At 64.1% G+C, this 21,375-nt stretch carries 19 protein-coding genes; 8 read left to right on the forward strand and 11 right to left on the reverse strand.

Annotation, left to right across the window (positions count from 1 at the left end):
• Positions 1 to 33: 33 nt before the first annotated feature.
• A complete protein-coding gene (locus NKJ78_RS22480; protein ID WP_023691842.1) occupies positions 34 to 1,578 on the reverse strand; it encodes an amino acid permease in 1,545 nt (514 codons plus the stop codon).
• A 17-nt stretch (positions 1,579 to 1,595) separates the two neighbouring features.
• Entirely contained in the window at positions 1,596 to 2,414 is an 819-nt protein-coding gene (locus NKJ78_RS22485; protein ID WP_023686445.1) for an N-formylglutamate amidohydrolase, read from the reverse strand.
• Positions 2,415 to 2,561: 147 nt separating this feature from the next.
• Here NKJ78_RS22485 and NKJ78_RS22490 point away from each other — a divergent pair, with 147 nt between their 5' ends.
• The 3 genes from NKJ78_RS22490 to NKJ78_RS22500 all read left to right on the forward strand — a co-directional run bounded on the left by NKJ78_RS22490 (position 2,562) and on the right by NKJ78_RS22500 (position 7,852).
• Entirely contained in the window at positions 2,562 to 3,389 is an 828-nt protein-coding gene (locus NKJ78_RS22490; protein WP_023737619.1) for a MurR/RpiR family transcriptional regulator, read from the forward strand.
• A 171-nt stretch (positions 3,390 to 3,560) separates the two neighbouring features.
• Complete coding sequence (locus NKJ78_RS22495; RefSeq protein WP_023737618.1) at positions 3,561 to 4,724, forward strand: efflux RND transporter periplasmic adaptor subunit; 1,164 nt, start codon at positions 3,561 to 3,563, stop codon at positions 4,722 to 4,724.
• Positions 4,721 to 7,852, forward strand: a complete 3,132-nt coding sequence (locus NKJ78_RS22500) for an efflux RND transporter permease subunit (protein WP_023737617.1) — start codon at positions 4,721 to 4,723, stop codon at positions 7,850 to 7,852. The genes NKJ78_RS22495 and NKJ78_RS22500 overlap by 4 nt, the downstream gene beginning before the upstream one ends.
• A gap of 181 nt (positions 7,853 to 8,033) precedes the next feature.
• On the opposite strand, the gene NKJ78_RS22505 is transcribed toward NKJ78_RS22500, so the two are convergent.
• Together NKJ78_RS22505 and NKJ78_RS22510 are read right to left on the reverse strand one after the other, a co-directional pair.
• Positions 8,034 to 9,071: a zinc-binding dehydrogenase gene (locus tag NKJ78_RS22505; protein ID WP_023737616.1), complete on the reverse strand. Its 1,038-nt coding sequence runs from the start codon at positions 9,069 to 9,071 to the stop codon at positions 8,034 to 8,036.
• Between the two features lie 215 nt (positions 9,072 to 9,286).
• Positions 9,287 to 10,528 (reverse strand): acyl-CoA dehydrogenase family protein, encoded by a 1,242-nt coding sequence (locus NKJ78_RS22510; protein WP_023737615.1) that lies wholly within the window; start codon positions 10,526 to 10,528, stop codon positions 9,287 to 9,289.
• Between the two features lie 127 nt (positions 10,529 to 10,655).
• On the opposite strand from NKJ78_RS22510, the gene NKJ78_RS22515 reads away from it, so the two are divergent.
• Genes NKJ78_RS22515 through NKJ78_RS22525 form a run of 3 tightly spaced genes read left to right on the forward strand, consistent with a single transcriptional unit; the run spans position 10,656 to position 13,014 of the window.
• Positions 10,656 to 11,471, forward strand: coding sequence for an SDR family oxidoreductase (locus NKJ78_RS22515; protein ID WP_023710918.1), 816 nt, complete (start codon positions 10,656 to 10,658; stop codon positions 11,469 to 11,471).
• A complete protein-coding gene (locus NKJ78_RS22520) occupies positions 11,468 to 11,983 on the forward strand; it encodes a MaoC family dehydratase (protein ID WP_280790892.1) in 516 nt (171 codons plus the stop codon). Before NKJ78_RS22515 ends, NKJ78_RS22520 begins: the two co-directional genes overlap by 4 nt.
• Positions 11,980 to 13,014 (forward strand): phosphotransferase family protein, encoded by a 1,035-nt coding sequence (locus tag NKJ78_RS22525; protein WP_023737613.1) that lies wholly within the window; start codon positions 11,980 to 11,982, stop codon positions 13,012 to 13,014. Before NKJ78_RS22520 ends, NKJ78_RS22525 begins: the two co-directional genes overlap by 4 nt.
• A gap of 250 nt (positions 13,015 to 13,264) precedes the next feature.
• On the opposite strand, the gene NKJ78_RS22530 is transcribed toward NKJ78_RS22525, so the two are convergent.
• Positions 13,265 to 13,966, reverse strand: coding sequence for a hypothetical protein (locus NKJ78_RS22530; protein ID WP_023700998.1), 702 nt, complete (start codon positions 13,964 to 13,966; stop codon positions 13,265 to 13,267).
• 249 nt (positions 13,967 to 14,215) lie between these two features.
• Between NKJ78_RS22530 and NKJ78_RS22535 the strand changes: the two genes are divergently transcribed.
• Together NKJ78_RS22535 and NKJ78_RS22540 are read left to right on the forward strand one after the other, a co-directional pair.
• Positions 14,216 to 14,860 (forward strand): TetR/AcrR family transcriptional regulator, encoded by a 645-nt coding sequence (locus tag NKJ78_RS22535; protein ID WP_023671149.1) that lies wholly within the window; start codon positions 14,216 to 14,218, stop codon positions 14,858 to 14,860.
• A 186-nt stretch (positions 14,861 to 15,046) separates the two neighbouring features.
• A complete protein-coding gene (locus NKJ78_RS22540; RefSeq protein WP_023737612.1) occupies positions 15,047 to 15,280 on the forward strand; it encodes a DUF680 domain-containing protein in 234 nt (77 codons plus the stop codon).
• Between the two features lie 122 nt (positions 15,281 to 15,402).
• Here NKJ78_RS22540 and NKJ78_RS22545 read toward each other — a convergent pair whose 3' ends face one another.
• From NKJ78_RS22545 to NKJ78_RS22570, 6 genes are read right to left on the reverse strand one after another with little or no spacing between them, the layout of a single operon-like run.
• Entirely contained in the window at positions 15,403 to 15,630 is a 228-nt protein-coding gene (locus NKJ78_RS22545) for a hypothetical protein (protein ID WP_023671147.1), read from the reverse strand.
• 52 nt (positions 15,631 to 15,682) lie between these two features.
• Positions 15,683 to 16,267, reverse strand: a complete 585-nt coding sequence (locus tag NKJ78_RS22550; RefSeq protein WP_023691852.1) for a sarcosine oxidase subunit gamma — start codon at positions 16,265 to 16,267, stop codon at positions 15,683 to 15,685.
• Positions 16,260 to 19,253, reverse strand: a complete 2,994-nt coding sequence (locus tag NKJ78_RS22555) for a sarcosine oxidase subunit alpha (RefSeq protein ID WP_352461095.1) — start codon at positions 19,251 to 19,253, stop codon at positions 16,260 to 16,262. The genes NKJ78_RS22550 and NKJ78_RS22555 overlap by 8 nt, the downstream gene beginning before the upstream one ends.
• Entirely contained in the window at positions 19,250 to 19,561 is a 312-nt protein-coding gene (locus NKJ78_RS22560; protein WP_023683197.1) for a sarcosine oxidase subunit delta, read from the reverse strand. Before NKJ78_RS22560 ends, NKJ78_RS22555 begins: the two co-directional genes overlap by 4 nt.
• Positions 19,562 to 19,573: 12 nt before the next feature.
• A complete protein-coding gene (locus NKJ78_RS22565) occupies positions 19,574 to 19,996 on the reverse strand; it encodes a hypothetical protein (RefSeq protein ID WP_023671143.1) in 423 nt (140 codons plus the stop codon).
• Positions 19,996 to 21,249 carry a sarcosine oxidase subunit beta gene (locus NKJ78_RS22570; RefSeq protein WP_023737610.1) on the reverse strand — a complete coding sequence of 418 codons (1,254 nt, stop codon included), beginning with the start codon at positions 21,247 to 21,249 and terminating at the stop codon, positions 19,996 to 19,998. Before NKJ78_RS22570 ends, NKJ78_RS22565 begins: the two co-directional genes overlap by 1 nt.
• Positions 21,250 to 21,375: the final 126 nt, after the last annotated feature.

Consider the following 21,375-nt stretch of genomic DNA (forward strand, 5'->3'; position numbering starts at 1 on the left):
GCTTGCGCCGGCCGGAGCATCTAGTCTTTGCTGTTAGCCTGCCGTCTGGCCGACGGCTGCTTCCGCGGCCGCGATCTCGGAAGCGCGGCGAGCAATGTCGGCGCCGATCGGCGGGCCCTTGAAGCGGCGCGATTCGATGCCGAACCACAGCACCACGAGCAGAACGATCAGGCCGATGGCATAGTTGATCAGGATGTCGAAGGGCGGCTGGATGCCGGCATACATCAGCACCAGAACGCCAAGCACCGTGATGACGGCGAACGGCTTGGACCAGATGCCGAGGCGGAACGGGCCGAATTCGGTCCAGCTCTTGCCCTCGGCAAGCAGGCCGGCGGCCACGGGCATGGCGTAGGACACGTAGAGGAACAATGCACAGCCGGCCGCCAGTGCGGCAAAAGCCGGCGAGTACAATGTCGCTGCGACCGCGAGCACCGCTCCGAGCCAGATTGCCGCCACCGGCGTGCGCCATGTCGGGCTGACGGTTTTCCACACCGACGAACCGGGCAGGCCGCCGTCACGCGCGAAGGCAAAGATCATGCGCGAGGTCGACGTCAGTCCGGCGAGAGCGCAGATGAAGTTCGCCAGCACGATTGCGATGGCAATGATGCTCTTCAGCAGGAATGGTGCCGGCAGGTTGTTGAAGAGATTGAACCAGGCATTAGCGCCATCCTTGGCCGTCGCTGCCAGATCGGGGCTGGCCAGTACGAACGAAACGGCCATGACGAAGCCGAACACCAGCGACCACAGGACCGAATGGATCATGCCGCGCGGCACCGCCACGCGGGCATTGTGGGTCTCTTCGGACGTGTGGGCCGAAGCGTCGAAGCCGGTGATGGTGTAGAGTGGGTAGAGCAGGCCGATCAGGAAGGCGACGAGTGCCGTCCGTGCGGTCGGAACGTAGCCTGCGCCTGGATCACCGGTGTTGTTGACGAAGGTGGTGAGCCGCGAGAAATCCCAGCTTGCGCCCCAGATCAGGAACATCGCGGTCAACACGACGGCGACGACCAGAATGAGGTAGCCCGAGAAATCCGTCAGCATGGTGGTGAGCCTGATACCGAAATGGTTGATCAGCGCCTGTGCGACCGTGATGATCACAACGCCGATCACCTGCTCCTGATAGCCCCACGCGGAGACGTCGTTGCCGAACACGCCGGACCAGACAAGGTCCTTGAACAGCGCGTAGACGCCGACATTGACCGAGGCGACGACGAAGACCAGGCCGAGCAGGTTGATCCAGGCCGTGGCCCAGCCCCAGCCGCGCCCGCCGAGAATTGACGACCAGTGGTAGAGACCGCCGGCCGTTGGGTAGGCCGAGCCGATCTGGCCAAGGGACGCGGCAACGACAAGTGCAAAGACGCCGCCGATGACCCAGCCGACAGTCGCCTCGAAGCCGCTGCCGGTCGCCATGGCCAGCGGGAAGGACGTGATGCCGCCCGCCAGAATGCAAATGATCGAAAAGGAAATAGCGAAGTTCGAGAAGCCGCTCATGCGGCGAGCCAACTCCTGGGCATAGCCCATGCTATGGAGGGTTTTTACATCCTCCGATCTTTCAGCGTCTGATTTGTCCGGTCCTGCCATTTTCGTCCCCTGTTTTTCTAGCTGGCCGATTGAACTGACTTTCCCACTGCGTGTCGCCGGGAACCCTTGGCCTCCTCGGGTTCCAGGTCAGAAAAAATGCCTGTGAGCAGATCCGCCCATTTCCGCTGCCCGGTCTCGCCGGAGATCTCGTCGTTGCGGATTTCGATCATTGCGCAGGCAAGGCCGCGCGAGCGTGCATGGCGCTCCAAAGTGAAATAGACGCGGTCGGCCGGCGAATAGGGCTCGTTGATGCCGACACTGACGCCGGAGAGCCGCTGCAGCGCCGCTATCAGCGGCGACGCCAGCCGGCGGTCGTCATCGTGGATGATGCCGATATGCCAGGGCCGGTTCTTGCCCTTGTAGACCGGGGTGAAGGAATGCACCGACACCAGCCGGGTCTCCTGCCCACGCGCCTGCCGGTCGTCGATGATCGATGCGATCGTGTCGTGGAACGGCCGCCACGACAAAGCGATGCGCTCGGCGCGCTCACTGTCCGACAGGCCGGCATTGCCCGGAATGGCCGTCGTCTCGCTGACCGGCGGCACCAGGTCCGGTGCGTCGAGCGGACGGTTGCAGTCGATGATCAGGCGCGAGATGCGGGTTTCGATGAGCGTCGCATCGAGGGCGGTCGCGATGCGGCGGGCCACCGGCAGCGCGCCGGGGTCCCAGGCGATGTGGCGGGAGAGATCTTCGGCCGGCAGGCCAAGCGTGCCGAATTCGGATGGCAGGAAGTTGGAAGCGTGGTCGCAGGTCAGCACGAAAGGGCTGGACCCGCCGGGGTTCGTCACCCCTACGGTATCAGACGATGCAAGGCTGGCGGGCCGTGCTCTCTCCATAGTCTGCCGTCCCCTGGGGAGCGCTGTATCTTATGTTACGTATTTTGCCTCATTGCGTCCCTGTGGATGATTTCATACAGTTTGTCCGGCTTTGTCAAACGCGATTTCGGGGAAGCGGTCTGGACGGGCTCAGGGGTGGGGAAAACGATGATTTCCAGCATTGCCGAACTGATTTCGGACCGCATCGGCACGATGCCGGCCGGCGAGCGCCGCGCCGCGCAAACGCTGATCGCCAATTATCCGCTGATCGGGCTGAAGACAGTCGCCGAGTTCTCGACCGCCGCCGGCGTATCGTCGCCGACAATCCTGCGCTTTGTCTCGAGGCTAGGGTTCCAGAACTATCCCGAGTTCCAGTCGGCGCTGCAGGACGAACTGGCGGCGCAATTGCAGTCGCCGGCATCGCGCACGCTCAACCCGGCCTCGCCGGGCAGCAGTGCCGTGTCGCCGATGCTGGAGGCGACGCTGGACAATATGCGCGAGACCTTCAGGCATCTCTCCGACAGACAGCTTGCCGAGATCGCCGCAAGGCTCGCCGAACGGCGCGGCAAGACATTCCTGATCGGCGGCCGCTTCACCGATCCGTTGGCGCGCTACATGGCCGCCCACCTCGCCATCATCCAGCCCGACGTTTATCACATCGCCGGCCAGGAGAGCATCTGGCGCGACCGGCTGATCGACATGGGCAAGCGCGACGTGCTGGTGATCTTCGACATCAGGCGCTACCAGGACAGTCTGGTCCGCTTTGCCGAGACCGCGCATCAGCGCGGCGTTCAGATCGTGCTGTTCACCGACCAGTGGCTATCGCCGATCGCCCGCTTCGCCCGCCATGTCATTGCCGGACGCACCGCCGTGCCTTCGGCGTGGGACTCTTCCGCCGCTCTGTTCGTTGTCGCCGAGACGCTGATCGGCGCCGTCACCAGGCAGCTCGAGGCCGACAGCGCCAGGCGCATCCGCGACCTGGAAAGCCTGCGCTGACACGCTCAATCCCGGCCGCAGGTGCGCAAAATTACGCAGATTTAATGTGCATGGAAGCGGCAGAATTGCCATAAAGCCATGATATTGCGGCGGCTTCGCACATACCGGGTGCGTCGCTGCGCGTTTTTTTGCTTGGTGAAACCGGTAGACGTTTTGCCAACCGGAGTGTCGATGGTCGCCTGGAAACAGATCGTTTTTGCGCTTGTGGTCCTGGCCGCGGCTGTCCTCGCCTGGGCGCGATTCTTCCCGGGCGCGCCGGAGGTTCTGGCACGCTGGGGCATCGACTGGACCTATGCTTCGGCGCCCGCCACAACCGGTGCGGTCGACACGACAAAACAGGCAGGCGGCCGCAACGCTGCCGGCCGCCCGGCAAATGTCGTCGCCTTGCCTGCGGCCACCGCCACCATCAACGATCGCCTGCAGGCGATCGGCACCGGCCGCGCCAACGCCTCGGTGACGGTTAACCCGTACAGCTCCGGCCGGCTGGTTGAATTCCTCGTCCAGTCCGGCACCCGCGTCGACAAGGGGCAGATCATCGCTGTTCTCGATTCCGAGACCGAGGTGATCTCGCAAGATCGTGCCAAGCTCGCTTTGCAGGATGCCCATGACAAGCTCGAGCGGGTGAAATCATTGAGGGCCTCCAACGCCGCGACTCCGGTCGCCGTCGCCGATGCCCAAGTGGTGCTGGCCGGCGCCAAACTGGCGCTGCAGGATGCCGAACTCGCCTTGCAGCGTCGTTCGATCGTCGCCCCTATCGCCGGCACGGTCGGCATCCTGCCGATATCGGCCGGCAATTACGTCACCAGCCAGTCGGCGATCGCCACGCTTGACGACCGCTCCTCCATCCTGGTCGATTTCCTGGTGCCCGAGCGCTTCGCCGCCGCCGTCAAGGTCGGCGCGCAACTGTCGGCGACGCCGATCGCCAATCCGAGCAAGGCCTATACCGGCACTGTGTCGGCCATCGACAACCACATCGACGAAAAGAGCCGCACTCTGCTGGTCAAGGCTGCAATCGCCAATCCAGCGGATTCGCTGCGCGCCGGCATGTCGTTCGGCATCACCATGCGCTTCCCCGGCGACACCTACCCGGCCGTCAGCCCGCTGGCGATCCTGTGGGGTTCCGACGGCGCCTATGTCTGGCAGATCGAGGACGGCAAGGCCAGGCGCGTTCCCGTGCGCATCATCCAGCGCAACACCGAGACGGTGCTGATCGACGCCGAGATCGAGGATGGCGACATGGTTGTGACCGAGGGCACCCAGAGCGTCAGCGAAGGCGGCGCGGTCCGCATCGCCGGCCAGGATCAGCGCGCCGCGGACGCGGCCGAAGGCTCATGACCGCGCCTGTCAGCACCGCCAGCGAAACCGGCTTCACCGCTCTCTTCATCCGCAGGCCGGTCATGGCCTTCGTGCTGAACACGCTGATCGCAGTGGCCGGCCTTGCCGCTTTCTACGGCGTCGAAATCCGCGAACTGCCCGATGTCGACCGCGCCGTGGTCACCGTGTCGACGGCTTTCGAGGGTGCCGCCGCCGAAACCGTCGACCGTGAACTGACCGACACCATCGAGGGTGCGGTCGCGCGCGTCTCCGGCGTCAAGTCGATCTCGTCGACCTCTTCCTTCGGCCAGAGCCGCGTCACCATCGAGTTCAACGACGGCGTCGATTTGAACGTCGCCGCCTCCGACGTGCGCGACGCGGTCGGCCGTGTCGCCAACATGATACCGGAGACCGCCGACCCGCCGCGCATCGTCAAGGCCGATGCGAATTCCGATGCCGTGATGCGACTGGCCGTCACCTCCGACACCATGTCGGTGCAGGACATGACGGTGATCGTCCAGGACCAGATCGAGGACGAACTGGCTGCCGTGCCTGGCGTCGCCGACGTTCAGGTCTATGGCGACCGCGACAAGATCTTCCGCATCGATGTCGACCAGAACAAGCTCGCCAGCCTCGGCTTCACTGTGGCCGATCTGAGGGCAGCGCTTGCCTCGGTCGCTTTCGATTCACCAGCCGGTTCGATCACCACCACCAACCAGGATCTCATCGTCCGCACCACGGCCGATGTGACGACGCCGGAAGAATTCGAAAACATCATCATCGGCGGCACGACGCGCATCCGCGACGTCGCCACCGTCACGCTCGGTCCCGACATCGGCCAGACCTCGTTGCGCTCCGACGGCAAGACCGGCATTGGCCTTGGCATCATCCGCCAGGCGGAATCGAACACGCTGGATATTTCCACCGGAGTGAAGGCAGCCGTCGCCAAGCTGCAGGAAAACCTGCCCAAGGGCATGTCGATCAAGATCACCAGCGACGACGCAGTCTTCGTCAACGGCGCCGTGCACGAGGTCGAGATCGCGCTCGGCCTGTCGATCTCCATGGTGCTGATCGTCATCTACATCTTCCTGCTCGACTGGCGCGCGACGCTGATCCCTGGTCTGTCAATGCCGGTCGCCATGATTGGCACCATCGCCGCCATCTATCTCGCCGGCTTCTCCATCAACATCCTGACGCTTCTGGCGCTGGTGCTGGCAACCGGCCTTGTCGTCGACGACGCCATCGTCGTTCTGGAAAACATCGTGCGACGGCGCAACGAAGGCATGGGGCCTCGTGCCGCCGCCGTGCTCGGCGCCCAAGAAGTGTTCTTCGCAGTCATCGCTACGACGCTGACGCTCGTTGCCGTTTTCGTGCCGATCTCCTTCCTGCCGGGACAGACCGGCGGCCTGTTTCGCGAATTCGGCTTCGTCCTCGCCATGTCGGTGCTGCTCTCCTGCGTGGTGGCGCTGACGCTGTGCCCGATGCTGGCCTCGCGCATGTTGACCGGCGCATCGCTCCACCATGAAGGCGGTCACGGCATTGGCGCGCGCATGGGCGGTGCGCTGAACGCGGCCTACAAACGCGCCCTGCATGCCTGCCTCGGCGCGCCGTGGATCGTGCTGCTGGTCGCGGTGCTGTTTGCGGGCGTCGCCTTCAGCCTGTTCGGCACCATCCGCCAGGAACTGACGCCGAGCGAGGACCGCGCCGTCGTGCTGTTGCGCATCAACGCGCCGCAAGGCGTCAGCCTCGATTACACCACGCAGCAGATGCAGAAGATCGAGCGGCTGATCCAGCCGCTGCGCGATTCCGGCGAGATCGTCTCGACCTTCGAAAACGCCGGCCAGAACGGCGCCTACAATTCCGGCTTCATGGTGATGACGCTGGCGCCGTGGGACGAGCGCACGCGCAGCCAGCAGGAGATCATGGCGCAGATAAGCCAGCTGACCCGGCAGGTGCCATCCGTGCGCATCTTCCCGGTGCAGGCCAATAGCCTCGGCATTCGCGGCGCCGGCAACGGCCTGCAATTCGCGCTGGTCGGCAACGACCGCAAGGCGCTCGGCGACGCGGCGGTGAAGATCATCGCCCGGATGCAGGCCGATCCGCGCTTCGAGACGCCGCGGCTTTCCATCGACCCGACGCAGCCGCAGCTGGCGGTGGCCATCGACCGCGAGCGCGCCTCCGATCTCGGCATCGACATATCGGGTCTCGCCAACACCTTGCAGGCGATGCTCGACGGCAACGATGTCGTCGATGTCTACATCGCCGACCGCAGCTATGGCGTGAAGCTGGTCTCGACCACCAACCCGATCAATGATCCGACCGATCTGGAAAACATCTTCCTGAAGACCGCCGACGGCCGCTTCGTGCCAATGTCGACCATCGCCACGCTGACCGAGCGCGCCGTGCCGCCGTCGCTGACCCGCGAACAGCAGCAGCCTTCGGTGGCGATCACCTCGAACCTGAACGGCAATTTCGCACTGGGTGACGCGCTCGGCGTTGCCGAGCAGATCGCCGCCCCGCTGCTGCCGCCGGGCAGCCGCGTCCTGCCGCTGGCCGAAGCCGCGACGCTCGGCGAGACCAACAGCGCCATGATCACCATTTTCGGCTTCGCGCTGGTCATCATCCTCCTGGTGCTCGCCGCCCAGTTCGAAAGCTTCGTCAGCGCCGTCATCATCATGGCGACGGTCCCCCTCGGCCTTGCCTGCGCAATCTTTGCGCTGCTTTTGTCAGGCACCAGCCTCAATGCCTACAGCCAGATTGGCCTCGTGCTTCTGGTCGGCGTCATGGCCAAGAACGGCATCCTCATCGTCGAATTCGCCAACCAGCTGCGCGACCGCGGCCTCGGCGTGCGCGAGGCGATCGAGCAGGCCTCGATCATCCGCCTGCGGCCGGTGATGATGACGATGATCTGCACCATCCTCGGCGGGGTCCCGCTGGTGCTGGCCGCCGGCGCCGGTGCCGAAGCGCGCATCGCGCTCGGCTGGGTCATCGTCGGCGGGCTGGGTCTCGCCACCGTCTCGACGCTGTTCCTGACCCCGGTCGCCTACCTCCTGCTCGGCCGCTTCGTCACGCCGAAGGCGCATGAGGAAGCGAGGCTGAAGCGGGAGCTTGAGGAAGCGGCGTACGCCAATGTCGAGCCGGCGGAATAGCTCCGCTTACCCTCCCCCTTGTGGGGAGGGTCGGACCGCAGGTCCGGGGTGGGGTGCAGCGCCAACTAACGTCGGTGCAGCGCTCCCGCGAATAACAGAGGTAGGAGCCAAGACCCCCACCCCGACGAAAGAGCAAAATTGCTCTTTCGTCGACCCTCCCCACAAGGGGGAGGGTAGAAAGTCACGGCCTAATAAACACCTTCCCGTTCGGCTTGGCCAGCTCCGCCGGGGCCTTCGCCATCGCCTCATCCAGCGGTAGCACCGCCGTCACGTCGGTTGACCAGCGCCCATCCGAAAAGCGCTTCTGTGCTTCCATGATCGCCGGGCCGCGCTTGTCGCGGAACTGGCGCATCCATTCGACCAGCCAGAAGCCTTCAATGTGCTTGTGTTGGAAGATCATCTGGCCGGGCTCACGGATGACAGTGGTGTCCAGATCGAGCCGTCCATAGATGATCCAGCGCGAGCGCTTCGGCATGGCGTCGAAGATCGCCGAGGCCAGCGGCCCGGTCACGGCATCGAGGAAGATGCGCGGCTGCTCGGCCTTGACCACATCGCGTAGTGCTGCCTTGAAATCCGGCGCCTTCTCGTTGAGCACATGGGCAGCCCCGATCTCCTTCAACAGCGGAATCTGCTCGTCGCGGCGCACGGTGACGATCGGCCGGAACCCAGCCTCCTTGGCGAGACCCGCGATCAGCTTGCAAAGCTGGCTGGCGCCGGCGGTCATGATGAAGGCTTTTTCGCCCGTCTCCTTGACGATGTCGAACATGGCGAGCGCCGTGAGCGGGTTGACGATCATCGCCGCGCCATCCTCGTCGCGGACCGTGTCGAGCAGCGGAATGCAGCCGGCAGCTTCGGCAACTGCATAGTCCGCCCACGCGCCCCAATTGGTGACGCCTGTGGTGAAGGCGATGCGCTTGCCGATCAGGCTTTTCGCATAGGGCTCGTCGCCGCTGGCAACGACCGTGCCGACACCCTCGAAGCCGGCCGGCTGGCCCTTGGCGCGCGGCTGACCGTACTGGCCCTTGATGAACATGACGTCGGACGGGTTGATCGAGGCGAGGCTGACCTTGATCAGCACCTGGCTCGGTCCGGGCGTCGGCACGCCGATGCTGCCAAGCTTGAGATACGGCTCCATCGCCTCCAGCGCACTGCCGGAGGGCGTCCTGGTGTAGCCGTCGCCGGTCAGCAGCAGTGCTTTCATGTCTGAGGGGATCGCCATGGCGGGGCTCCTTACAGTTTGAGGATGAGCTTGCCGGATGCGCCACGGCCAAGCACGCGCGTCACCACGGCGGCGGCATCGGCCAGCGGATAAGTGCCTTCGATGACCGGCCGAACCTTGCCGGCGCGATGCCAGCCGACCCAGCTCCTTCAGATTGTCGGCATAGACGAGGTGGCCGAGCGGCGCGATCGCGGGCGATGAGGGTTTTCATCCACTCAGACCTTTTCCTGCGTGTATTTCCTGAGCTCCGTGCGCGCCACCTGCCGGCGGTGCACGGCGTCCGGCCCGTCGGCGAGGCGCAGGGTTCGCAGATGCGTCCATGAGCGTGCCAGCGGCGTGTCCTGGCTGATGCCTTGCGCGCCGAACATCTGCACTGCCTCGTCGGTGACCTTGAGCGCGACGCGCGGTGCGATGACCTTGATCTGGCTGATCCAGGGCGCGGCTGCGCGCGCATCGCCCTGGTCGATCATCCACGCCGCCTTGAGGCAGAGCAGCCGCGCCATCTCGATCTCCATGCGGCACTCCGCGATGATGTCGAAATTGGCGCCGAGCTTGGCCAATGGCTGGCCGAAGGCCTCGCGGCGCACCGAGCGCTGGCACAGCAGCTCCAGCGCCATTTCGGCCTGGCCGATGGCGCGCATGCAATGGTGGATGCGGCCGGGGCCAAGCCGCCCCTGGGCGATCTCGAACCCCCTGCCCTCGCCGAGGATCAGGTTTCCGGCCGGCACCCTGACATTGTCGAAGCGGAGGTGCATGTGGCCGTGCGGCGCGCCGTCATCGCCATAGACCTGCATCGGTCGAAGCTTGATCACGCCCTTGGTGCCGGACGGCACCAGGATCATCGAATGGCGGCGGTGCTGCGGCTCGGCTTCGCCGCCGGTGCGGACCATGACAATGTAGATGGCGCAGCGCGGGTCCCCGGCCCCCGACGCCCACCATTTCTCGCCGTTGAGTGCATAGTCGTCGCCTCGCCGTTCGCAGCGCATGGCGATGTTGGTGGCGTCGGAGGAAGCGACGTCCGGCTCGGTCATCAGATAGGCCGAGCGCATTTTCCCCTCGAGCAGCGGCGCCAGCCATGCCTGCTTGTGATCCTCCGAGCCATAGCGCTCCAGCACCTCCATATTGCCGGTGTCGGGCGCCGAGCAGTTGAAGGTCTCGGCGCCGAGATGCGCCTTGCCCATCTCCTCGGCGAGATAGGCATATTCAACGGTCGAGAGCCCGTAGCCGCGCTCGGACCCGGTCAGCCAGAAATTCCACAGACCGCGCTCCTTGGCCGTCTTCTTCAACCCTTCGAGGATCTCGGTCTGCCGCGCGGTGTAGACCCAGCGGTCGCCGCCCTTGCCGACCTCGCTCAAAAACTCATGATCGAGCGGCATGATCTCATCGCGCACCATGGTGGCGACGCGGGCGTGGATCGGCTTCAGCCGCTCGGTCATGCCGAGATTCATGTCCGCCATCGGTCTCCAACCCTTTCACGCATCTGGGGCACTTTACCCGTGGCAAGGATGACCGTACTTCGGGTAGCCTTGTCAACGCGAGCCCTTTCGCCCCAGACCGTGAGCAGAGAGGCGCGGAGGAATTGCGATGAGCTATCTGGAAGAACTGTTCTCAGTCGCCGGCAAGACAGCGCTGGTGACGGGAGCCGCGACCGGCATCGGCCGCATGGTGGCGACCGCTTTGGTCCAAGCCGGCGCTACCGTGATGATCGCCTCGCGCAAGGGCGAGGATTGCATCAAGGTCGCCGCTGAGTTGAACGGGCTCGGCGGCTCCGGCAGTGCCGAAGGTTTCGCCGGTGACGTCTCGAGCGAAGCAGGCATTGCCGCGCTGGTCAGCGAGGTCAAGGCGCGCACCGAGAAGCTGCACATCCTCGTCAACAATGCCGGCATATCCTGGGGCGCCTCGCTGGAGGATTTTCCCTATAGCGGCTGGGCCAAGGTGTTCGCCGTCAACGTCACCGCCGTCTTTCATCTGACGCGCGAATTGCTGCCGCTGCTGGAAGCCGCCGCCAGCGATGCCGATCCGGCTCGCGTCATCAATCTGGGCTCGGTGATGGGCACGCAGCCGCTGGCCGACGACGCCTATTCCTATACCGCGTCCAAGGGCGCCGTTCACCACCTGACGCGCACGCTGGCGATCGAACTCGCGGCGCGGCGCATCACCGTCAACGCCTTCGCGCCCGGTCCCTTCCAGAGCCGGATGACCGCCTTTGCCACGGGCACCGACGAAAAGGCCAGACATGTCGGCAGCCATGTCCCCATCGGCCGTATCGGCGTGGCGGATGACATCGGCGGCGCAACGCTCTATTTGTGCAGCCGTGCCGGTTCCTATGTCACCGGCGCCATCCTGCCGATCGACGGCGGGCAGTCGGTGCAGCATGGGCTGACACTGTTCAAGGAATGAGCCGCGGTCGGCGGCGAGGGGAGGACACCGCAGTGGAACCGATCAGTCTCGATGTGCTTCTGGCCAGCGTCGGCAAGGAAGTCGGCGTCTCGCCATGGCGCGAGGTCACACAGACCATGATCGACCAGTTCGCCGACGCCACCGACGACCACCAGTTCATCCATTGCGACCCCGAGCGGGCCAAAAACGAGACGCCGTTCGGCGGCACCATCGCGCATGGCTTCCTGTCGTTGTCGCTGCTCTCGGCGATGACCTTCGAGACCATGCCGCCGCTGGAAAAGGGCAAGATGGGCGTCAACCACGGTTTCGATTCGCTGCGCTTCCTGGCGCCGGTGAAGACCGGCGCGCGCATCCGCACCCGCTTCGTGCTGGCCGACGTCAAGGTCAGGCCGTCGGGCTGGGTGCAGACGGCGCATGACGTGACCATCGAGATCGAAGGCTCGAAGAAGCCGGCGCTGACCGCGCGCTGGCTGACGCTGACGCTGATGGAGCGTGAGCCGGAGACCGCATGAGCGGCGACGCCAATGCGCTGGATCAGACAGAACTTGCGCCCTATCTCGAGTTGCACATCCCGGGTTTTGCCGGACTTCATTCCATCGAAAAATTCAAATCCGGCCAGTCCAACCCGACCTATCTGCTGACCGCGGCCAGCGGCCGCTATGTCCTGCGCGCCAAGCCGCCGGGCCAGTTGCTGAAATCGGCGCATCAGGTCGACCGCGAATTCACGGTCATGAAGGCCCTGGCCGGCACCGCCGTGCCGGTGCCGGCGATGCTGCATCTGTCGGCGGAGGCGACGCCGATCGGCCGCATGTTCTACGTCATGGACTTTCTCGACGGCCGCATCTTCTGGGATCCGGCAGTGCCGGAGGCCGCTGGCAACGATGAGCGCGCCGCCCTCTACGATGCTATGAACGCCACGCTTGCGGCCCTGCACGATGTCGATGTCGAGGCGGTCGGGCTCGGCGATTTCGGCAAACCCGGCAATTACTTCGAACGCCAGCTGGCACGCTGGACCAGCCAGTACCGCGCCTCGGAGACCGGCACGGTCGCCGACATGGACCGGCTGATCGCCTGGCTGGAGACGCATATGCCGACCGATGACGGCCGGATATCCCTCGTGCATGGCGACTACCGGCTGGACAACATGATCTTCGCGCCCAGCGAGCCGAAAGTGCTGGCGGTTCTCGACTGGGAACTGTCGACACTCGGCCATCCCTTCGCCGACATCGCCTATCAATGCATGCAATGGCGGCTGCCGCACGCCTCAGGCTTTCGCGGCCTTGGCGGCGTCGACCGCGCCGCCCTCGGCCTGCCCTCGGAGGAAGCCTATGTCGCGGCCTATTGCAGGCGGCGCCGGCTGGGCGGCATCGACAATTGGAGCTTCTTCCTCGCCTTCTCCTTCTTCCGTTTGGCGGCCATCTGCCAGGGTGTCTACAAGCGGGCGCTCGACGGCAACGCCTCAAATCCCGAAAAGGCAAAAACCTATGGCGAAGCGGTGAAGCTGCTGTCGCACCTTTCCGCCAACCTGATCGACCGAACCTGACTCGACAATGAGATATTGTGGTCGGCGCGATTTGATGACAGATCGGATCAGTTCCGTTCCCCGACCGGGGAGCAAGCCCATACGGAGGTGGTGGCAACCGGCCTGGAAACAGGACGCAAACCGATCACCGTCTGTAGACAGAGCATGATGCCGAAAAGTGTGAAGCGGTTTTCGGACGACATCATGCTCTATCTATTTGATTAGAGCCGGTTTCAGATTTGAGGTCAATTCGACCTGAAATCATCCGGCTCTAGCGCGCATCGCTGGAAATGAACTTCATGTGCCGGCTGACTTGCAGGGCGATGTAGACGACCAGCGAGCATCCGATCGGAAACACGATCTCAATGAGGCCGGTGGCGACAGCCTGCGGCAATGCCAGCGCAATGTCCTTGGCTGCGGCAGTCTCGATCGTCAGCGCCGTGATCCCGCCGCCGAACACCGCGCCGGCCAAGGCACCCGCCAGCATGAAATGCAGCGAGCGAGGTTCTTCCTTGGATGCGAGCGAAGCCAGCATCCAGCCCAGCAAACCATACTCGATCGCCCGCAACATACCGAGCGTGGTGAGCGACAGGATCACGGGCTTTGCCGATACATCAAGCGCGCTCACCATCACCTTTTGCGTACCTTTGGCGATGCCCATGGCCAGCGGCCCCGAGATCATGGCGATCAGGCCGCCAAGCGAGGCTCGCACCTTGGTGATCGCCGTGCCGAGGCTGACGCCGGCGCAGACGAAGAATGACCAGGTCACGCCTTGCGCCAAGTCGATCAGAACCTGGGTCGGGGCCGGGTGCGAACCTGCCGCAAATCCGGCAGTCAGAATAAGCGCTTCCATGGCGAAGCCGATTGCGATCGCCAGCCATGCGACTATCACGACTCGCCTGAGCGCCAGCCTGGCGCCATGAGAAAGTGGATGTGCGCCCGGCAGCCCGGACGAAAGCTCTATCGCAGCCATAGAGGCCCCCCAAAACCGAAATTTCTTGCAGAGCCGCCAGATAGGCTTTGTTTGTAACGGTCCGATGTTGCCTGCGAGCGCCCATGTTACACATGCTGTGACATAGATGCTGGCGAAATAGACCAGAACGGACACGACTATTCGAGAGATAGCTTGAGGGTCGCTTTTTGATGTCCCTGGCAGCGCCCTTGCCCGTTTCCGTACAGCGTATATATTTAGCCATGCACAACCAACCAAAGGCACCGGGTCTTGCCACTGAGCGTCCAGAAACGCCGCGAAAAACAAAAAGCCGAACTGCGTTCCGAATTGCTCGACGCAGCCCACAAGCTCGTCAAGGAAGAGGGCTATGAAGGCCTGACCATCCGCAAGTTGGCCAAGCGGGTCGGCTATGCTCCGATGTCGGTCTATTCCTACTTCGCCGACAAGCAAGACATCCTGTTTGCGCTGGCCGAGGATGCCTTCGAAACACTTGCCCGCCGCATCGAGGAGCATCCTTCCGACGATCCGATCGAGGCCTTGCGTGCGGTGATGACCGAATATGCTGCCTTCGGGCTCGGCAATCCCAACGAATACCGCACCGTGTTCATGACCGAAAAGACCAAGCTGCCGGAAGGCAGAAGCTATGAGGACATGGAAGAGGCCAACCCGGCGATGAAAGCGCTGATATCCAGGGTCGAGGCCTGCGTTGCTGCAGGCAAGCTGCAGGGCGATCCGCGCGCCATCGCCACCATGCTTTGGGCAGTCGGCCACGGCACCATCTCGCTTTTGATCACGTTCCCGTTCTACCCCTTCGGCGATCCACAGGCTTTCGTGACGCGGATGTGCGATTTCACACTCGCCACGCTCAGCACCCAGAATGTGCCGCCGCTGACCGAGACCCCGGTCGACTGCTGAGCATCCCCGCCCCTCCAATTCAACGTCCGGCCTGACAGCTTCGGCTGTGTCAGTGCGCCACAATTTTCGGCGTTCAAAAAGATTTTTCGTACGCGTACGTTTTCCGACTTGAAAACCCATCTCGGTGGGCGTATGTGTACGTTGTATCGTACATGTACGAAAAGAATTTAACCGATGGAGACAGACATGAACAAGACCCTTCTCGCCCTCGCCACCGTGCTGGCTCTCTCCGGCTCGGGTTTCGCCGCCAACAACACACACTCGACCAAGCAGGCCCCCGCCGCCACCTGCGTCGACACCACGACCAATGCCAAGCTCGATTGCGCCGTGACCGGCTCGGTCGAAAAGTCCGACGTCAAGGCCAAGAGCCCGCGTCTCGGCATCGAGATCAACCCGTGGATCGTGCCGAGCACGTTCTAAGTTGATCGGGCTCGACCAGAGCACAACGACTAATTTAAGGGCGGCAGGATAATCCCGGCCGCCCTTTTTTCCTCGGCGCAAGCCGGCTTTTCCTGAGTTCAAACCTGGCGTAGCCGAACGGGTTATTTCTTGCGCGGTTTGCGACCCGGCACCGTCTTGGCCTTGCCGGGTCTTGCCGGCGCGCCTGGGATGGCGGTCGAGGTGATCGACACCGGATCGCTGGCCGGAAACGTGTCCTCGAGGCCTTCCTCGAGTTCCTCTTCGGCAGTCACCTCGTGATGCTGCTCATGTTCGAGTGAGCGCACGGCGGACGTCTTGCCAGCTGACTTCGGCGGCGCTTTCGACGGCATCGTATGTTCTCCCTGATGGGGGAAGCAGAACGGCTTGACCCGTCAAACGTTCCTACGCCGCCGCGTCGCTGGCTGCTTCCGACAGGAAAGTAAAGACATAGTCCGAGAAGGAACGCCAGCACTCGACCCGGAAAGCGTCGGCTGCCGTGCGCAACAGCAGGATTTCGCACTTGCCGAGAATGGTGCGCGACGCCGCGCCCACCGGAAAAGCCTCGAGCGACAAATCCTGCGGGCAGCCTGCATTGATCGCGGCGGCAGCCGCCGGGCCGGTGACGGCGAAGGCGACGTTGCGGTGCGAGATGCCGACCGCCGAATGCAATGCGGCAACCCCAGCACGATCGGCCAGCGGATCCTTGCCAGCCTCATCGATAACCAGCCACTCGTCAGGGCCAAGCCACAGCGCCGTGCGCCCTGTCTTCGACGCCGAAGTTTTCGGCTGCTTCGGCAAGGTCAGGCCGAGCGCCTTCGACAGCGCCGCGACGGAAGCCTCCGGCGCGCGCAGCGACATGCGCTCCGCCGGCGGCAGCACCTCGACCTTGACATCCGTTGCGGAAACGACGCGTTCAGCCAGGGCCGGGCGGCGCTCGACCGACGGCGCTGCAGCTGGGGCCGTCTTCTTTGCAGCAGCCTTAGCCATTGAGGCGCCCTCCCGTCTCGTCGAAGAACACCATGCCGGTAACCTCCACTTCGATCATCCCGTTCGGCATCGGCACATAGAGCGTGTCGCCCATCCGGTCGCGCCCGCCGGCAACCAGCGCCAGCGCGATCGAGCGACCGCAATTTTCCGACCAGTAGCTGGATGTGACGTGACCGATCATCTTCATCGGGATCGCCTGCTTCGGGTCGGCGACGATCTGCGCGCCTTCCTCAAGCACCACTTTCGGGTCCTTGGTCTTCAAGCCGACCAGTTGCTTGCGGCCCTTGGCGACAAGGTCGGGCCGCGTCAGGCCGCGGATGCCGACGAAGTCGGTCTTCTTCTTGCCGACCGCCCAGTCGAGCCCGGCATCGTTCGGCGTCACCGTGCCGTCCGTGTCCTGGCCGACGATGATGTAGCCCTTTTCGGCGCGCAGCACGTGCATCGCCTGGGTGCCGTAAGCAGTCGCGCCATGCTTTTGGCCTTCGGCCCACAGCGCCTCCCAGACAGCCTGGCCGTGATCGGCCGGCACGTTGACTTCAAAACCGCGCTCGCCGGTGAACGACATGCGAAACAGCCTGGTCGGAACGCCGCAGATCTTGCCTTCGCGCACCGACATATGCGGCAGCGCCTCGTCCGACATGTCGATGCCTTCGACCAGCGGTGCAATGATGTCTCGCGACTTCGGCCCCTGCACGGCGATGACCGCCCATTGTTCGGTGATCGACGTCAGCCAGACATTGAGATGCGGGAACTCGGTCTGGAGATAATCCTCCATGTGGTTCATGACGCGCGGCGCGCCACCCGTTGTCGTCGTCACATGGAAACGATCCGGCGCCAGTCGGCCGACGACGCCGTCATCATAGATGAAGCCGTCCTCGCGCAGCATGATGCCATAGCGGCAGCGGCCGGGCTCAAGCTTCTCCCATGGATTGGTATAGAGCAGTTCCATGAACCTGGCCGCATCCGGTCCGACCACTTCGATCTTGCCCAGCGTCGAGGCATCGAACAGGCCGGCATTGGTGCGCACAGCGACGCATTCGCGGTCGACCGCCTTGTGCATGTCCTCGCCGGGTTTGGGGAAATACCAGGCGCGCTTCCACTGGCCGACATCCTCGAACACCGCGCCTTGAGCTTCCGCCCAGGGATGGATCGCGGTCTTCCGTGTCGGGTCGAACAGCGGACCGCGCGAATGGCTGACGATCGCGCCGAAAGTAACAGGCGTATAGGGTGCGCGGAACGTGGTCAGCCCGACCTCGGGGATCGGCTTGCCAAGCGTCTCGGCGGCAATCGCCAGGCCGTGCATGTTGGAGGTCTTGCCCTGGTCGGTCGCCATGCCGTTGGTGGTGAAGCGCTTGACGTGCTCGATCGAGCGCATGCCTTCATGCACCGCCTGGCGGATGTCCTTGGCGGTGACGTCGTTCTGGAAATCGACGAAGGCCTTGACCGTCCTGTCCGGCCCGGCGCCGGGCGCCGCGCCCAGCATGCCGCGCGACCAGCTTTCCGACGCGTCGACCTTCGGCTTTACGCCCTTGGCCACTTTGCCGCCCGCATCCTTCGCCGCCTTTGCGCCGGCCGCATAGGCCTCATCGATCGACGCCGAGAGCCCATCCGTACCGTTGCAGGCGCCGACCGAAACGCAGTCCTGCGCATAGATGCCCGGCACGAAGCGCTTGGTCTCGTCATTGAAGGCGACCTTGCCGCGCGACTGTGAGAACAGATGCACCGACGGCGTCCAGCCGGCCGACATCAGGATGGCGTCGACCGGAATGGTGCGCTCGCCGCCCCCATTCTTCGGCTGCACCGTCATCGAGGTCACGCGCAACTTGCCGCCGGCGCGGATCACCGCGCGGCCGAAATTGACCTCGATCCCGAGCGCCCTCGCCTCGTCGATCACAGGTCCGGTCGGATGGTCGCGCAGGTCGACGATCGCCGCCACGTTGACGCCGGCCTTCTTCAGGTCGATCGCGGCGGAGTAGGCCGAGTCATTTGCGGTGTAGACGCCGACATTTTTGCCGACCGCGACACCGTACTGGTTGAGATAAGTCCGCGCCGCCGAGGCCAGCATGATGCCGGGCCGGTCATTGTCGGCAAACACCATATGGCGTTCGATGGCGCCGGTCGCCAGCACCACGCGCTTGGCGCGTACCTGCCATAGGCGCTCGCGCGGCAAATCGTGGCCGGGGTTTTGCAGATGGTCGCTGACCCGCTCGACCAGGCCGACGAAGTTCTGCGCGTAGTAGCCGAACGCCGTCGTCCGCGACAAAACGCGGACATTGTCCAGGGCGGTGAGCTTGGCCACCGCGCCTTGCGCCCAGGCATAACCGTCCTGGCCGTCGATCTTCGCCCCGCTCTCGAAGCGCAGGCTGCCGCCGAAGCTGGCCTGTTCATCGGCGAGGATGACACGCGCGCCGGTTTCGGCAGCGGCGAGCGCTGCCGCAATGCCGGCCGCACCGCCGCCAAGCACCAGTACGTCGCAATGCGCATAGCGCGACGAATAATGGTCGGGATCTGGCTTGTCAGGCGAAACGCCGAGGCCGGCCGCGGCGCGGATCTTCGGCTCGTAGAGGCTCTTCCAGGCCGCCTTCGGCCACATGAAGGTCTTGTAGTAGAAACCGGCCGAAAACAGCGGCGATGCAATGTCGTTGACCGCGCCGACGTCGAAGGCGAGCGACGGCCAGCGGTTTTGCGAGTTGGCGACGAGCCCGTCATAGAGCTCCTGCACCGTGGCGCGGATGTTGGGCGCCTTGCGTGCCGCGTCGCGCTTGACCTCGACCAGCGCGTTGGGCTCTTCCGCTCCGGCCGACAGGAAGCCGCGCGGACGGTGATACTTGAACGAACGTCCCACCAAATGCACGCCATTGGCAAGCAGCGCCGAGGCCAGCGTGTCGCCTTCGATGCCGGTGTAAGACTGGCCGTCGAAAGAGAACCGCGCGGTCTTCGCCTGGCTGAGACGGCCGGCGCTCGGAATGCGGAACGCGCCGCTCATTTGGAAGCCATTTCGTTGGAGTTTTTGGGCAGCTTGGACGGTTTCGGCTCGCCGGCTTTGTAAGTCATGACGAACTTGTCGGTGACGGTGTCGCGCACCGCATTGAAGAAGCGTGCGCAGCCATGGATGTGGCGCCAGCGCTCATAGATGATGCCCTTGGGGTTCGAGCGGATGAAGAAGAACTTTTCAAAATCGTCGTCGCTCTCGCCCGCCATGTTGGCCGAACGCGCAATATGCGCCTCGCCGGCGTTACGGAACTCGAGCTCCGGGCGCTCTTCCTCGCAATAGGGGCAGCGGATGAGAAGCATTATCGTTCGTCCCTACAATTCGCCGTGGCCGACATGCGCGCCGGCCGGTTGGTTGCAAAGCCTCTGGCCCATCGCCGCAAAAGGCGCGACGAGCCGAATGCGCTCCTCTACACTTGCGGCGGGGCGAAACAGCTCGCGATACGCCATGTTGCCGATCGTGAGCTGAAACGGATCGGTCGTCACGATGACGCTGCGCGGCTCGAATGTGTCGTCCTCGCCGAGATCGGAGGGCCTGTTCTCCATGAAGATGACCACCTTCTGGCCACCACTCCACACGCATCCCAGAATGCCGGCGTCGATCGAAAACGGCCAATTGGCTTCGTTGCCGGCGCGGCTGATCGGCTGCGTGCGCACTTCGTCCGGTGACGGAAAGTGGAACAGGTCCTGCTCCCCCGCCAGCACCAGCGGCACCGCTACAGCCAACTCCACCATCATCAGTGCGCCACCGCCGCCGCCGCTGCCTCGTCGATGAGGCGGCCGGTACGGAAGCGCTCGATGGTGAAGGGCGCGTTGATAGGATGCGCATCGTCCTTGGCAATCGTGTGGGCAAAGACATGGCCTGAGCCGGGCGTTGCCTTGAAGCCGCCCGTGCCCCAGCCGCAATTGACGTAGAGGCCGGGCACCGGCGTCTTGGCCAGGATCGGCGAACGGTCGGGCGTCACGTCGACGATGCCGCCCCACGAGCGCAGCATCTTCATGCGGGTGAAGATCGGGAACATCTCGCAGATGGCGTCGAGCGTGTGCTGCAGGATATGCAGGCCGCCGGTCTGCGAATAGGAGACATACTGGTCGGTGCCGGCGCCGATCACCAGCTCGCCCTTGTCGGACTGCGAGATATAAGCGTGCACCGTGTTCGACATAACCACGCACGGCACCACCGGCTTGACCGGCTCCGACACCAGCGCCTGCAGCGGATAGCTTTCCAGCGGCATGCGCACGCCGGCCATGTTCATGATCACCGAGGAGTGGCCTGCAGCCACCACGCCGACCTTCTTGGCGCTGATGAAGCCGCGCGTCGTGTCGACGCCCATGACCGCGCCATTGGCCGCCCGCTTGACGCCGGTGACCTCGCAATTCTGGATGATGTGCACGCCGCGCGCCGAAGCGCCGCGCGCATAGCCCCAGGCCACCGCATCGTGACGCGCCGTGCCGCCTCGCCGCTGCAAGGCAGCGCCGACGACGGGATAGCGCGCCTGCCTGGAAATGTTGAGCGGCGGGCAGAATTCCTTCGCCTGCTCAGGCGTCAGCCATTCATTGTCGATGCCATTGAGACGGTTGGCATGGACATGGCGCTTCAGCACCTGGATGTCGTGCACATTGTGCGCCAGCATCATGACGCCGCGCGCCGAATACATGACGTTGTAGTTGAGTTCCTGGGAGAGCCCATCCCACAGCTTCAGCGCATGGTCGTAAATGCCGGCGCTCTCGTCGTAAAGGTAGTTGGAGCGGATGATGGTGGTGTTGCGCCCGGTGTTGCCGCCGCCTAGCCAGCCCTTTTCCAGCACCGCGACATTGGTGATGCCGTGAACGGTGGCGAGATAGTAGGCGGTGGCCAGGCCATGACCGCCGGCGCCGACGATGATGACGTCATATTCCTTCTTCGGTTCCGGCGAGGACCATTGTTCCTCCCAGCCCTTGTGGCCGCGCATGGCCTCGCGGGCGATGGCGAATACCGAATATTTTTTCAACGTTCCAGCCTCGCAAATGGCGGTGGGGTATTTTACGCAGCCCCGGCGCGCGAGGTGTATCACTAGCGAAACGGCGCTTCCACCCTTGCGCTGTTTGCGACGGCGCTTGCCGTTTTGCGCCGCGGT

It is taken from the genome of Mesorhizobium sp. M0037, from assembly GCF_040323635.1.
Lineage (GTDB): Bacteria > Pseudomonadota > Alphaproteobacteria > Rhizobiales > Rhizobiaceae > Mesorhizobium.